Here is a 15,159-nt window from a genome sequence, read left to right as displayed (position 1 = left end):
CTTCTGCTAACACACCTAGGTGATGACCGCAGTTGTACGCCGCATTATCCATATTGATATGGATGCTTTTTATGCATCTGTTGAGCAACGGGACAACCCAGCGCTTAAAGGCCAACCTGTAGCGGTAGGCAGATGCCAGGAGCGCGGTGTGGTTGCCGCTGCCAGTTATGAAGCCCGGAAATTTGGCGTCCGTTCAGCCATGCCTTCGGTTCAGGCACAGCGCAAATGCCCACACCTTATTTTTGTGCCACCGCGTTTTGATGTTTACCGTGCCGTTTCTGCCCAGATTCACGCTATTTTTGCACGTTATACGCCCCTTATTCAGCCTCTTTCATTAGATGAGGCCTATCTGGACGTCACGCATCCGCTCCTTCCCCGCCCCTCTGCCACGGCCATTGCGAAAGAAATACGTGCTACCATTTTGCAAGAAACAGGGCTCACAGCTTCCGCAGGGGTCTCTTACAACAAATTTCTGGCCAAACTGGCCTCCGATTATCGCAAACCCAATGGGCAGTTTGTTATTCCACCCAACCGGGGGGAAGATTTTGTAGCCGCCCTGCCCGTAAATGCTTTTCATGGCGTGGGCCCTGCCACAGCCCGGCGGATGCACACACTGGGCATTCATACAGGGGCAGATTTACGCCGTTTTTCGCTGGATATTTTGCGCCAGCATTTTGGCAAGGCGGCAGCATTTTATTATGGCATTGCTCGCGGCAAAGATGATCGGCCGGTAGAACCAAACAGGCCGCGCAAATCACTCGGCAAGGAAGTCACGTTCGAACAGGATTTGCACACCCAAACCGAATTACATGCGGCATTACGTGAACTGGCTAGCAAAGTGTGGGCCGGGTGCCAGAAACGAAACCTGACAGGCCGCACGATTACCCTGAAATTACGCTATACAGATTTTGAACAATGCACACGCAGCCTCTCTCTGGCCGATCCGGTACAAGATCAAGAAATTCTGGCCGAAATGGCGTGCCGGTTACTTGCGCCATTGCTGCCTGTGCGCACCCCGGTAAGACTTTTGGGTATTACACTTTCCACTCTTTTAAATCCACAAGATCAGGAAGCCACAACGCAGCTCTCTTTACTTTCTTAGATAACAAATAAATAACATTTTTATCCTCATGAACAGTACTTATATTTGAATTATTTCAATATCAAAACAAAATATCCATATTTGTCTTTTCTGATATTAATATGGATTCTGCATATTCCTTATACGATTCAACTTCATTCTTGCTCACTATTCGTATTTAATTGCGATTATTTAACGGTTCCATCTTTACAACCTGCAAAATCCAATGCACCCGATACCAATCGGTTCTGACATAATTTTGTAATCAAGGTTGACGAGATGACTGCTTCCCCCACCTCAGACGGGCATACACCTGCCAATGCAGGCGCACGCACTGAAGATGGATACCATCGTGGTTTGGGTAAGCGGCAAATCCAAATGATCTCGCTGGGCGGGGCTATCGGCACCGGGTTGTTTTTGGGGGCTGGCTCTCGCCTGCAGGCTGTCGGACCTTCTCTCGCCTTGGTTTATCTGGTGTGTGGTGTTTTTGCTTTTCTGATGCTGCGCGCATTGGGGGAATTGGTAATGTACCGCCCCACCAGTGGCAGCTTTGTTTCCTACACGCGGGAATTTTTAGGCCCTAAAGCCTCTTATATTGCAGGCACCATGGCCTTTTTTAACTGGGCTGTAACAGGCATTGTGGATATTACTGCCGTGGCGCTTTACATGCGCTTTTGGCCTGTTTTTTCCAGCGTACCGCAATGGCTTTTTGCCCTGCTGGCCCTTGTGCTGATAACCGGCATGAACCTGACCGGCGTAAAATGGTTTGGTGAGCTGGAATTCTGGCTTTCTTTGGTCAAAGTGCTGGCCTTGGGCGGATTTCTGGTTATCGCGCTGGTTATTCTGGCCTTGCGTTATCCCGTAGATGGGCACGCAACCGGGCTGCATCTGATTACCGAAAATGGTGGCATGTTTCCCCACGGCTTTTTGCCGGCACTGGTATTGGTGCAAGGCGTTGTATTTGCCTACACCAGTATTGAGCTGATTGGCACTGCTGCGGGGGAATGTGAGGATGTTAAATCCGTTCTGCCGCAAGCCATTAACAACGTTATCTGGCGTATTGCCATTTTTTACGTAGGCACCATTACACTGCTTGTACTGCTGCTGCCGTGGAACACGTATCAGGCTGGTGTCAGCCCCTTTGTTACCTTCCTCTCCAAGTTAGGCGTGCCGGGCATAGACAGTGTGATGAATGTTGTGGTGCTCACAGCAGCTCTCTCCAGCCTGAACTCCGGCCTTTATTCTACTGGCCGCGTACTGCGTGCACTGGCGCTGGATGGGGCTGCCCCACGTTATTTGGCCCGCATGAACAAACAGGCTGTGCCTTCTGCGGCCATTCTTTCCACCGTGGCCATCTATCTGGTGGGCGTGGTACTGAATTACTTCATCCCCAGCCAGATTTTTGAAATTATGCTCAGTCTGGCTTCACTGGGTATTCTCAGCACGTGGTGTTTTATTGTGCTGTGCCAGATTCAACTGCGCAAAAAAATTCGCTGTGGAGAGATTGCCCCCACCTCTTTCCCGATGCCGGGCGCGCCATTTACCTCTTGGCTGGCTCTCGCCTTCTTTATTGGCATCGTTGGGCTGATGGCGTTTGATTACCCAACCGGAACGGCAACCATATGCGCCATTCCCCTGCTGGCTTTGGCGCTGGCATGGGGCTGGCGCCGTATGCGCTCCGCCCCGGAACATGACGCCGTGCCACAAACCGTTCCTTCTGTTGTGTTGACGGAAGATTTTTTGGTTCCCCATGAAGGGTCAGACAGATCATGATTCAGGCAGCCAGTGTGTTTTCCTCCCTCCAGCCGCGCGCAGGCGTTAAGTGTTGCCCTGCTGTTTGTCGCTCTCTGGTTGGCACATTGTTGCTTTCTGTCGGCCTTTCCACCGCGCATGCTGCTGATACAGGCAACAGTGCCGCTGCTGGGTCTCAAGCTCCGGGGGAAGCACGCCCGCAATGGTATACGGGATCTCTCGTCTCACCTTCTGGTGCGCTTTCCAAATCTGGGGTGTTCGCGTGGGAACCTTACGTCAGTTACAACCTGCCCGTGGGGTACCTGGATGCTAATGGCAACAGCCACCCGCTCCACCCACGCCAGCAATCCGTTTCCAATTTTACGCTGTATAAATATTCCATCACTGATTCCATCAGTATTCAGGTAACCCCTACCATCAGTTACTTGTGGAAGAAGAAAGCAGGCACCAGCAGCGGGCTCAAATTTGGAGATCTGCCTGTTGATTTAATGTGGCGTTATCTGGACGCAGATCCAGCACGCTATATTCCAGCGCTCAGCGTATTTGCCGGGGTTGGTTTCCCCACCGGCAATTATCAAAGGCTGGGCCGGGCTGAAGATGGTGTTGGCTCTGGTGTTTATACGTTCCGCCTAGCCTTTACGGAACAATCCACTTACACGCTGCCGGGTCAGCATGAACTGCGCTTGCGTATGTGGGGCACTTTCCGCCGGGCACTTACAACTGCACATCTACATAATGTGAGCAGTTATGGCACTGAGGTTGGATTCCGCGGCACAGCGCAACCCGGCATGTATGGAGAAAGCGGGTTTTCTCTAGAATTTGGCATCAACCAGAAATGGGTGTTGGCCATGGATCTAGCGCGAGACTGGGCCGATGGATCTCACGTTAAAGGCCGTACGCCTACAAGCGGTAAAATAGAACGGATAGACCGTATCAACAGTTCTTCAGGGGACTGGCTGATAGCCCCTGCTGTTGAATACAACTGGTCCCCCCGTTTTGGGGTTATTGCTGGTGTTTCAACCTATTTTGCCGGCCACAATACCGGGTTTTCGGTTTCACCGCAGGTGGCATTTAATAGTGTGTTTTAACCGTTGCATATTAAAAATAAAAAAGAGCGGAATTGCTTCCGCTCTTTTTTATAACGCTGTATCTAGAATACCTGATTACTCAACCAAATCTGGGTGACGGAACTCCATCACCAATTCCAGATCATAATGTGCAGCCAATGCTTCCGTTACTGTGCGGGAAGAATTATGCACACGGTAGCGACACAGAATTTCTGGCAGATATCCGGGCTCTAACCCTGCATCAATAAACTTCAGCCAGAAATCATAATCTTCCCAACCTTCTTCAATATGTGAGAAGCCGCCAACCTTTTCCCACGCGCTTTTACGGATAAGCGCCATCACATCCACATAGTTGTTCTTGCGCATGCGTGCGGCATCCCAGATATCGGCATGGCCAATACCTTTGCGATCTCCAAACTCTTCAATCTGGGTATAAACCGCTGGAAACTTACCCTGCAAAAGCGCTGTGTAGATTTTTTCTAGCGCAGTTGGATAAATGGTATTATCGGCATCAATAATAAACACATACTCTGATTGCGCATGTGCAAACGCCATATTGCGCGAAAATGATGGCCCCTGATTCCGCGGGTTGGTCAAACACTGCAGGCTATAAAAACGCTGCTTGTTTTCTTCCATCCATTCCGCAATCACATCAACGGAATCATCTCGCTGGGAGCAATCATCAACAACCACAATTTCCAGATCAGCATGCGTTTGGTCTGCAATGCTATCCAGGCACTCTTCAATAACAGAAGCATAATTAAAGTTGGTAACGCAGACCGTAATCAGGTTTTTGGGCTTCCGAGATTTTTTCTTATAGGAAAAAACAACTTCCGGGCTGGGGTCCCATGGCTTGATAACGCTCATTTCACAGTGCTCCACACAGCAGAAATATAGTTTTTGAGATCGATATTCTTGGAATTGAATATTTTTTCATCTTGCAGCAAATCAAAGATATTCTGCTGAATTCTGGCTGCCTCTTTTTGCCCATCCTCAGTCTGAATCAACCATTCCACCAGATTGGGCATATGCCGCGGCGTTTCAGACAGAAAGTGCTCACCTGCCTTATACAGCGGATGCGGGAAACATTCTTCTGTAACAACGATAGTACCGGAAGCCAGACCCTGCTTGACAATACGATGCCATTCAAAAAAGCAGTTATCATCACGATGAATGTTTAACGCTACCTTGGAGTTTTCTGCGACATAGCGTGGAAGGCGCGAAAGAATGTCGTAAACACCGGTAGAGGGGATAGGCCCATCTGCCTTACGGTAATACAAGAAGCACTGGTAGTTGGAAAAGAAAGCTGCTGAACGTGAAAAGAACTTTTCGCGCTTGCGGGAAGCATTCCCAAAAAAGCTGACATCAATATCACGCTCGGCAATTGGTCGGAATGGCGTAGAACCTGTTTTGGCCTTTTCTGGCAAAATACGGAACAAGGGATGCTTTTTGTCTGCCTCGGAAAGTTTGCAAGCCTCTATTTTAACCGGCGGATCAAAGTGGAAGACCGGAAGCCCGACATCTGAAAAGGATTTGAGATTTTGATAACACAGATCCATCACCCCAGCTGACATAAGGATGTACAGAATGCCACGTGTAAACCAGAGTGTCTGAGGTTGTTCTGTATTGAACATGATGGATTTTCTAATAATCTCATCACGCTTCCAGATTTCATTGCCATCCAGAAAGAAGAACTCATGCGGAGCACAGAAAATGCAGAGTTCAGGTGTTTCTTCCTCTGGCGTTTTTTCGGTCAGCACCTTGGCATTCAAACCGGCATCGCACAGATAGTCGCTTAAACACTCGGCCAGTTCCTGAATAAAGGAATTACCTTCAGAGTGGTAGAATACCCCAATTGTTTTAGGAAAATTCTTACCATAAACTTTATCAGTTATCTTGTAATTAACGTCGTGCTTACATTCATTACCCAAAAAGCGCATGATTGAACGCTTGGAAAAAATTTCTCTCCCTTCGCCAATACCATACAGCAAAGCATGGCGGGCAGTTGGCATACTGGCGGATGAAACATCGCTGTTCATACGCACATAATCTTCTTCATTAAAGAACGGATATTTCTTTAATCTGTTCAATGCATTCGTAATGGAAACATACGAATATTCCTGCAATAGACCTTTTTCAAAGAAAAACATATGGTCATTATTTCTTATATAATGAGCAAAGGGATTCTCATTCTTCCCGATCACATTTTTATAAAGATTATAATATATTTCTGTATTGAAATTATCATTAGGATTACGGTTTTCATGCACCCCGTAAAGAACATAATGTATAATTGGATCAAGACCAGATTTTTTCACATCTGGATTTTCTTTTAAATAAAATTCAATATCGAATTTTCCTGAATCAATTATTGATTTTATGTCTTTTTTATTCCAGGCAGTTAAACTTACCATTGCATCTTCCGTTTGAATGCTATCTCTATTTGCAGGTTCTTATTCAGAATATAAATTTTTATGTTAGAAAATACAACAGTTAACTATTTCTCTACATGAAAATTATTCTGTTTATCTATAATTTTCTCATTCCCCTCCCTGAATTCATTGCCTAAAAATACTTTCCTTCATGTTGGCGGGAGACTATAAAGAGGTTCATTGTGTTGTATGAATTAATTTTTTATAAACTTTCAATGAGGCCTTACGCTCTTACTCATTTCCCTCACTGAACAAGCAATCTCTTCATTACGAATCTAAATAGAATAAGAGCTATCTTGGCGGAGTTCTTTATGTCGACAACAACAAACAATAATTCTCCTCTTGCATCTCCGGATTTTCTATTTCCTACAGATCTTCAAAAAACAGAGCGCAAGATCAATCGCATTCTCTTGGTTGGCTCATGCTTAACTTCTTTATATTTGGAAGCCTTTAAGGGATATTATCCAGATATCAATTTTGATTACATCCCTTATAATTTTGTAAGTATTTTACCTGAAACCCCACCCGTACCGGCAGATCAGTACGATCTACAATATGTACAAATTCCATTACGCACTGTTTTAAGTGACCGTGTGATAGAAGGGTTTAGGCTTAACGACCCAGCATTTGCAGAGAGTATTCTGCACGATGCCTTAAACACGCTAGATGTCATGCTAGATGCGGCACTGCTTTACAACCGCAAACATGGGTTATTAACATTTGTCTCTAACTTTATAGTTCCGCAAATAAGCACAGCTTCCAGCTTGCTCTCACAAGGTACAGAAGTAGACCTGACCTATATGGTCAGGCGCTTGAACATGCATCTGGCCAAAAAAATTTCCAGTTATAAAAATGCCTATGTACTAGACGTTGATTCCGTCGTGTCTTCTTTAGGCAAATGCTATGTGCTGGATGATGTTATTTACTTCCATACTCATGGCGGTTTGTCTTTTCAGGATTGGGATGATTTCGGTGCCATTGAACGCAATGAACCCATTCCTGCACTAGAAACCATTTATCCTATTCACCGGGAAGAATTTATTAAAACCATTTTCCGCCAGATTGTTGCAGCTCATCGCACTGTACATCAGGTAGATCAGGTTAAGGCCGTTATTTTTGATCTGGACAACACCCTATGGCGCGGCCAGATAGCGGAACATTACCGCCCAGAAGTACAACCTTGGCCACGTACCGATGGTTGGCCTGTAGGTTTGTGGGAAACTATCCATACCTTGCGCGCACGCGGTATTCTGGTGGCCATTTGCTCCAAAAATGATGAAGCCTATGTGCGTGAACGGTGGGATGATATTATCAACCCGCAGTTTATTAAATTGGAAGATTTTGCCTCTGTTAAAATTAACTGGACGCCCAAACCAGAAAATATTGCTGCCATCTGCCAGGAATTTAACATCAAACCCAAAAGCGTTGTGTTTGTAGATGATAACCCTGTAGAACGCGCTGCTGTTAATACGGCGTTTCCTGAAATTCGTACAATTGGCGGCAACCCGTATCTCACGCGTCGTATTCTTTTGTGGTCCCCCGAAACGCAGGTTGCTCGCCTGACACAGGAATCAGTCCAACGGGAAACCATGATCCGAGGACAAATTGCCCGTGAAGAAACACGCACCAACCTGAACCGTGAAGAATTTCTGGCATCGTTGGAATGTACGGTCTGCCTCACCTACATCACAGATGCAGAACAACCAGAACTGGCACGTGCCTTAGAACTTACCAACAAGACCAATCAGTTCAACACATCTGGTAAACGTTGGACATTTGAAGAACTCACACGCTTTCTTGCTGAAGGCGGAGAAGTTATTGTTGCAACTGTTCAGGACAAATTCACTAAATATGGATTGGTAAGCGTAATATACCTACGCAATAATGAAATTGTACAGTTTGTTATGAGCTGCCGTGTTTTGGGCATGGAAGTAGAAAAGAGTATTATTGCTGATGTTGTCAGCCACGTTAGAGAAAAACATGGAGATGTTCGTGTAACGGCATCTATTCATGATCTTCCAGATAATACGCCATGCCGTAACATTTATAAGGATTGTGATTTCCGGGAAGATTGGGTTTCTGAAAATATTCACTATTATATTCTGGATGAAAATAAAGAAGTAGAGTTTCCGTCTCATATAGAAGTTGTTGAAGAAATATAAAAAATATCTTTTATATAATAATAAAAAAGGGCGTATGGTTTAATAACCATACGCCCTTTTTTTAAATTTAGCGCATCCTAGCGTAGTGGACGACCTTCCTGAAAACCATAACAGATGTAATGGATAAAAGGCCCCGGCCCAAACCCAGCTACATCTGGATTTACCCGTAAATAGGAAAGGCTATTGAACAGCGCATTCGGGTTTCTACCTTCCTTAGCACCGTAATCCAGAAAGTGTTCCAGCGGATCTACACCCGCCTCACAAATATCTGGATATGCATTAAGGTACCACTGGCTATCAAAAAAGATAGCGGCCCGACGTTCTTTTTCAGCTTCTTGTTCCACAATACTCGCCTGAGACTGAAGTGCTAATGCAATTTGTTCTGCCGCCGGAGCCTGTGCAGGCTTGGCTACAGGGTCTGCTGCCACCTGTTCTTCAACTTGAGGCACCACTTCTGGTTCATGTGTTTCTGACGCTGTTGGGGCCACAACTTTTTTACGCGCCACTTTCACACGAGAAGAACGAACCTTACTGACAGGCTTTTTTTCACCGGACATCACAACACCCCCTCGTGATCTTCTGCATAGCAAGCTCTTCGATACATAAATGATTTTCTGATAAATCTAATACAAGCATAATTATTTTTCTGTCCAGAAAATACTGACACCCAATCCACTCGTACTATTTTTAATTTCTAAATACGAGTGGGAAAAGATAATTTACAATGTATCCGTAAAATGCATATGAAAAACCCATTCATAAAATATTTACGAATACATGTCATTATTTACCAAGTAGGCGTAGGACCCTTTACAATAACAGCAAGATCATCTGGTCTGATCCATTTACGGAACGCTGCCTGCACTTCTGCACCAGTGGCTTTGTAATATACTTTTGCCCCACGATCAGCATTATCAAGCGGCAAGCCCAGATCTTCCAAGTAAAGATACTGCGCAGCAATCCGGCCCAAACTGGCTCTGGCAAGAGGTAGGCTCCGCAACAGTGAGGCTTTGGCCAAAGAAAGTTCCTCTGCTGTAGGAGGTGCAGACTGCATGGCCTTCAGATCTTTCATAACAACACTCTGCGCTTTACCAACTTTATCCGGATCAGCACCATAGTTGACAGTATAGGCCCCGCGCGTACGCCCCCAATCAAAAGAACTGCTTACAGAATAAACATAGCCTGTCTTCACCCGCATATCTCTATACAGACGTGAAGAGAACAGCCCGCCGCCTAGCACCTCATTGCCCAACTGCAGCAGGAAGTGATCAGGATTTTGTGCTGTCAGCCCTAATGTTTCTGCCAGTACAACATCATTCTGCACACTACTCTTATCAGGCACTGTTGCGCGGGATGTTTTGCTCAGCGGTACAGTCGGCAGATTAACATCAGGTACTGGTCCTTCTGCTTTCCAGCTACCAAAAGCTTTTTCTAATACAGCCTGTGCTTTTTCTGGTGAGATATCACCCGTTACAACAATAGTTGTCAGATCTGGGCGCCATGCACTTTGGTAATAATGCAGCACATCATCACGGGTTACGTTCATAATAGATTCAGGTGTAGCATCACGCTGTGTCGGATCTGTTTCCGGCAGAATGGCGGCCTTGATAGCTTTATCAAACAGATGCCCAGGAGATACCAGCTCCCCAGCCTGTGCCTGTGCCAACTGTGTGCGTACAACCGTAAAATCTTTTTCTGGGAATGCCGGGTGCAATTCATTTTCTGCAAGCAGTTCCACACCTTTTTCAAAATCAGGCGTAAGAACTTGCAAAGAAAAATTGCCCCCTGCATCTTCCCATGCAGGCACATCATCTAGTGCTTTCTGAAAAGCCAGACGATCATGCTGCGTTGTGCCATAGGAGAACAGAGCCTCTGTTAAGCTATGCACACCTTCCTTGCCCTTGGGTTCCTGCAATTCGGGTGTCTGACGAATTTGGCCAGAAAGCTGAATGGTGTGGCTGACATGAGATGGCCAGACAATCAGCTTGATGCCGTTCGATAAGGTGCTGACTGCAGGCAGTGGTGTAGGTTTTGGTTCTTCCAGTTTGGCCAGAGCTTTTTCTGCCCATTGCGGCAGTTTTACTGGTTTATCTGGAGCTGTTGCAAAAGATTCTGCCCCGCCAAAGCCTTTGCCAGAAACGGCCTTGCCGGATGCTTCTGGGGTAAGAATAGCAGACACAGCATGTGCCGGATCAAGCAGCTTTGCGGCCAGATCATTCACGGCCTTTGGTGTGACGGCCTGATAGGCGGCTACCAGATCTCCCGGGCTATCCAGATTCTGAAATGCCAAGGCGTTAGACCAAATAGATGCCAGACCACTTACAGAGTTGGCGGAAAACTGAAGCTGGGCAATTTCTTTTTGCTTGGCAGCTTCAACAAGTTCTGCTGGTACGCCTTCCTTACGGATTTTTTCCAGCACAGCTTTCATGGCATTCATGGGGCCAGAAGCATCTGCACCTTTGGGGAAAGCCGCAAGCGCCAAACCAAAACCCGCTTCTTTTTTAGGGGCGTATTCAAACCCTGCGTATAACGCCTTGCCCTGCGGCACCAGATCATACAGCGCACCACGCTGGCTGGAGAGCACGTCTGACAGAATATCCGCCGTTGCGAAATCTGATGAAGAACTGCCTGCCATGGGGAAGGCAAGCGTTGCAAACCCAACAGGGTAATCTGTAGAAAGCGTAAGTGTTTTAGCCGGCGGTGCCACCGGAGTTACCTTGTGGCGCTGCGGTAAATCCTTGCGCGGGATATCGGCAAACGTATCCTGCACCAACTGCAAGGTAGAAACCGGGTTAATATCACCCACAATAACCAGCACGGCATTGTTGGGGCCATACCACTTCTGGTAAAAATCTCTCAGATCAGCGGCCGTGGTTTTATCAAAGGAAGGCCGTGTGCCCAGTGCATCGTGTTCGTAGGGCGTACCTGCAAACAGAATACCCTGTAACTGTTCCAGATACCGATATGCCGGGCTGGAAAGATCACGCGCAACTTCCTGCTCAATCGCGCCGCGCTCTTTTTCCCAATCCGCTTCAGACAGGGTTAAGCCGTTCATGCGCAGGGCTTCAATTTTCAGCAAAACAGGCAAATCCTGCGCCTGCGCTGTATAGAAATACTGCGTTACGTCTTCTGTTGTATCTGCATTATAACTGCCGCCCAAGCGCGTGCCGATAGCTGCAAGCTGATCCTTATCCAACCCCTTGCTGCCACGAAACATCATATGTTCCAGCGCATGTGCCGTGCCGGGAAAGCCTTCTGGCACTTCTGCCGAGCCGACAAGATAGTTGATTTCCGTTGTAACAACCGGAGCCAACCGGTTAGGGACGATCACAACCTTAAGGCCATTCGGAAGAGTGGCCCGCACAACCTGCGCACTGCTCAGGCTAGGGGGTACAAGAGCAGACGGCATACCCGGTGCGGCGTCCTGAGCATGAGCCAGTGTGGGAGAAAGGGCTGTTCCTCCCAACAGGGCCAGCGTTACGGCCAGCAGTGAAAAGTGTTTACGGGCAGCAGACGGCTTGCGGAAAATCATTCAGGTTTCCTGTTCAATGCAGCAACAGATCAAAAAAGGAAAGTTACTGCCCCAATTGCGGCAAAGGCAACTTTTTAACCAAGGCAGAAAGTTTATGCCGCCGGAGTTCAGACCGGGCACGTGCATCTTCTGTCATGTAATTTAACTGGATGGTATAGCGCTGCCCCACAAACTGCTTATGCCCATGCCATGTGGTTGGACCGTTGGGAAAAATCAGCAAGGTGCCATCTACTGGTGGCACTTCCTTGGCGTAATCTTCAATATCATGCGGGCCACGCAAAAGGCGCAAACAGCCTGCCTGCCGCTCCCATGCCTCACCGGCCCCCGATGGGTTCAGGTACAGCAAAATGGTTACGCGTTTGGCCAATGAATCTGTGTGGATGCGCCCATCTTTTTCACGCGTACGCCCACGAATGGTGAGCATGGAAGGCGCATGATCGAGATTGAGATGAAATTTTTCCGCAACAATCGCCTTTAAACGCGGGCCTTCCAGTTCTTCTACCAGATGTTGCATAAGAGGAGAGAGCTGCAAGGACTCTGGCGGGAAAGATCCGCCAGACACAATATGCGGCCGATGCGCAAACAAACGCCCCAGATCTTCTGACCGGATAAAATGCGGCACCACCACATGCGGGAAAGGATCTGGCGCAACAGGCGCTTGCTCCAGTGCTGTATAATCCGGCTGGATAAAAGTATCTGACGTTGTCATGCCGTAATGTCCGCACAAATAAGGGTTTGCTCTGCGGACGGTAGAAGGGATAAGCGGCAGAAACAAGGCCTGCCCGAACGCTTACGGTGTTTCGCTATATTTTTGGCCGATACCTGCCGTCTTTCTTTAGGTTACCGCTTTTTTCGTCTGGCTGCCGGGTCATACCCACCCCCACCTGGCCCCAATGGCCGTGGCACCTTGTCTTTTTTGGGTTTACGGCCACTTGTCTGCGCTTTTCCTGCGGTTGAAGCCGCTACCGGGGGTGGTTCCAACCCAAGCTGCAAGGCTTCCAATCGCTGAATTTCATCTCGCAGGCGGGCAGCAGTTTCAAACTCCAACTCTGCTGCTGCGGAGCGCATACGCTTTTCCAACCCGGCAATGGCCGCGCCCAAATCTTGCCCCACAAACTCTGCAACGCCGGTATCTTCATCCGGCGCGATGGTGACGTAATCCTGCTCAAACACAGAAGAGACAATATCGCTGATATTCTTGCGCACGCTTTGTGGCGTAATGCCGTGCTCTGTGTTCCACGCCATCTGTTTTTCACGCCTACGGGCTGTTTCCTCTACGGCGTATGTCAGGGAATCCGTCATTTTGTCTGCATAAAGCAGAACCCGGCCTTCTACATTTCGGGCCGCACGGCCAATGGTCTGGATAAGAGAGGTGCGCGAACGCAAGAACCCTTCCTTATCTGCATCCAGAATAGCAACCAGCGAACATTCTGGAATATCCAAACCTTCTCGCAGTAAGTTAATACCAATAAGCACATCAAATGCACCCATGCGCAGGTCTCGAATAATTTCTATCCGTTCCAGTGTATCTACATCGGAATGCAAATATCTTACCCGAATACCGGCTTCGTTCATGTAATCGGTTAAGTCTTCCGCCATGCGTTTGGTCAGCGTTGTCACCAACACGCGCCCACCCTTGCCAATGGTGGTGCGACATTCTGCCAACAGATCATCTACCTGATGCTCAACAGGCCGGATAATTGTAATGGGGTCCACCAACCCGGTGGGACGAATAACCTGCTCAGCAAATACGCCGCCTGTGCGTTCCATTTCCCACGGACCCGGCGTGGCACTTACAAAAATGCTTTGTGGGCGAAACTTGTCCCACTCCGCAAAATTCAAAGGCCGGTTATCCAGACAGGAAGGAAGCCGAAACCCAAACTCCGCCAGAACGGATTTGCGCGCATGGTCTCCTCGTTCCATGCCGCCAATCTGCGGCACGGTTACGTGGCTTTCATCTACAATCAACAGCGCATCTTCAGGCAGATATTCAAACAGGGTTGGTGGTGGATCCCCCGGTTTGCGGCCTGAAAGATAGCGGGAATAGTTTTCGATCCCCTTACACACACCTGTTGTTTCCAGCATTTCCAGATCAAAGGTGGTGCGTTGGTCCAGCCGTTCTGCTTCCAGCAGCTTGCCAGCCTTTGTAAACACATCAAGCTGTTCGCGCAGTTCCTGCTTGATGCCTTTAATGGCCTGATTCAACGTAGGGCGTGGGGTTACGTAATGGCTGTTTGCGTAAATGGTAATTTCCTGCAGATCAGCCGTTTTTTCACCTGTCAGGGGGTCAAACTCTATCAGCCCGTCAACCTCATCCCCAAATAGGGAAACACGCCAGGCTCTATCCTCATTCTGCACGGGAAAGATATCTATTGTTTCACCACGCACACGGAAAGTGCCTCGCGCAAATGCGGCATCATTCCGACGGTACTGGAGTTCAACAAGGCTTTTTATCAGCTTATCCCGGTCTATCTCTCCGCCTAGTTCCAGCTTCACCACCATGCGGGAATAGGTTTCTACAGATCCGATACCGTAAATACAGGAAACAGAAGCTACAATAATGACATCGTTCCGCTCCAGCAGCGCCTGTGTGGCGGCATGACGCATACGGTCAATCTGTTCGTTTATCTGGCTGTCTTTTTCAATATACGTATCAGAACGTGGCACATAGGCTTCTGGCTGATAGTAATCGTAATAGCTAACAAAGTATTCAACTGCGTTATTGGGGAAAAACTGCTTCATTTCCCCATAAAGCTGGGCTGCCAATGTTTTGTTGGGTGCTAAAATAAGCGTAGGCTTTTGTGTGGCCTCAATAATCTTGGCCATGGAAAAGGTTTTACCAGAACCCGTAACCCCCAGCAGAACCTGATCGCGTTCGCCAGCTTCCACCCCTGCTACCAGTTCACTGATAGCCTGCGGCTGATCCCCCGCCGGTTCGTATTCCGATACCACTTCCATGCGCTTGAGGCGTGGACGTGGAGCCTGCTTTTCCGGCTCGAACAGAACTGGGGGAAGGCTAGCGGCGCGCTCGCTTAATGAAGGGCGCTTTTTACCACGTGCCGCAGAGGAAGAAGTTTTGGAAGCCATTGCCCAAACATGGGCTGCCACAGCGCCTTGCGCAAGATATGAAAGC

General features: G+C 47.9%; 10 protein-coding genes. 4 read left to right on the top strand and 6 right to left on the bottom strand.

Annotated features, from left to right (window positions below; translation table 11 throughout):
• The first annotated feature begins 22 nt into the window (after positions 1–22).
• The 3 genes from dinB (at position 23) to EOV40_RS01305 (ending at position 3,921) form a co-directional block, all read left to right on the top strand.
• A complete protein-coding gene (gene dinB, locus EOV40_RS01315; protein ID WP_128104822.1) occupies positions 23–1,102 on the top strand; it encodes a DNA polymerase IV in 1,080 nt (359 codons plus the stop codon).
• A gap of 258 nt (positions 1,103–1,360) precedes the next feature.
• A complete protein-coding gene (locus EOV40_RS01310; RefSeq protein WP_128104821.1) occupies positions 1,361–2,854 on the top strand; it encodes an amino acid permease in 1,494 nt (497 codons plus the stop codon).
• A complete protein-coding gene (locus tag EOV40_RS01305; protein WP_087651693.1) occupies positions 2,851–3,921 on the top strand; it encodes a hypothetical protein in 1,071 nt (356 codons plus the stop codon). Before EOV40_RS01310 ends, EOV40_RS01305 begins: the two co-directional genes overlap by 4 nt.
• 75 nt (positions 3,922–3,996) lie before the next feature.
• On the opposite strand, the gene EOV40_RS01300 is transcribed toward EOV40_RS01305, so the two are convergent.
• Both EOV40_RS01300 and EOV40_RS01295 read right to left on the bottom strand, forming a co-directional pair.
• Positions 3,997–4,767 carry a glycosyltransferase family 2 protein gene (locus EOV40_RS01300; RefSeq protein ID WP_128104820.1) on the bottom strand — a complete coding sequence of 257 codons (771 nt, stop codon included), beginning with the start codon at positions 4,765–4,767 and terminating at the stop codon, positions 3,997–3,999.
• Positions 4,764–6,314, bottom strand: a complete 1,551-nt coding sequence (locus tag EOV40_RS01295) for a CgeB family protein (RefSeq protein ID WP_128104819.1) — start codon at positions 6,312–6,314, stop codon at positions 4,764–4,766. Before EOV40_RS01295 ends, EOV40_RS01300 begins: the two co-directional genes overlap by 4 nt.
• A gap of 329 nt (positions 6,315–6,643) precedes the next feature.
• Between EOV40_RS01295 and EOV40_RS01290 the strand changes: the two genes are divergently transcribed.
• Positions 6,644–8,494, top strand: coding sequence for an HAD-IIIC family phosphatase (locus EOV40_RS01290; protein WP_128104818.1), 1,851 nt, complete (start codon positions 6,644–6,646; stop codon positions 8,492–8,494).
• A 77-nt stretch (positions 8,495–8,571) separates the two neighbouring features.
• Here the strand turns inward: EOV40_RS01290 and EOV40_RS01285 are convergent, their stop codons facing one another.
• From EOV40_RS01285 to uvrB, 4 genes are all read right to left on the bottom strand, one after another.
• Positions 8,572–9,051, bottom strand: a complete 480-nt coding sequence (locus EOV40_RS01285) for a hypothetical protein (protein WP_128104817.1) — start codon at positions 9,049–9,051, stop codon at positions 8,572–8,574.
• A gap of 230 nt (positions 9,052–9,281) precedes the next feature.
• Positions 9,282–12,026, bottom strand: coding sequence for a M16 family metallopeptidase (locus EOV40_RS01280; RefSeq protein ID WP_128104816.1), 2,745 nt, complete (start codon positions 12,024–12,026; stop codon positions 9,282–9,284).
• Between the two features lie 43 nt (positions 12,027–12,069).
• Positions 12,070–12,735, bottom strand: a complete 666-nt coding sequence (locus tag EOV40_RS01275) for a 2OG-Fe(II) oxygenase family protein (RefSeq protein WP_128104815.1) — start codon at positions 12,733–12,735, stop codon at positions 12,070–12,072.
• A gap of 131 nt (positions 12,736–12,866) precedes the next feature.
• Positions 12,867–15,113, bottom strand: coding sequence for an excinuclease ABC subunit UvrB (gene uvrB / locus EOV40_RS01270; RefSeq protein WP_050819083.1), 2,247 nt, complete (start codon positions 15,111–15,113; stop codon positions 12,867–12,869).
• Positions 15,114–15,159 lie beyond the last annotated feature (46 nt).

It is taken from the genome of Acetobacter oryzoeni (genome assembly GCF_004014775.2).
Classification (GTDB): Bacteria; Pseudomonadota; Alphaproteobacteria; order Acetobacterales; family Acetobacteraceae; genus Acetobacter; species Acetobacter oryzoeni.
Note: the sequence above shows the minus strand (reverse complement) of the source record. Positions and strands in the feature narration are given on the sequence as shown.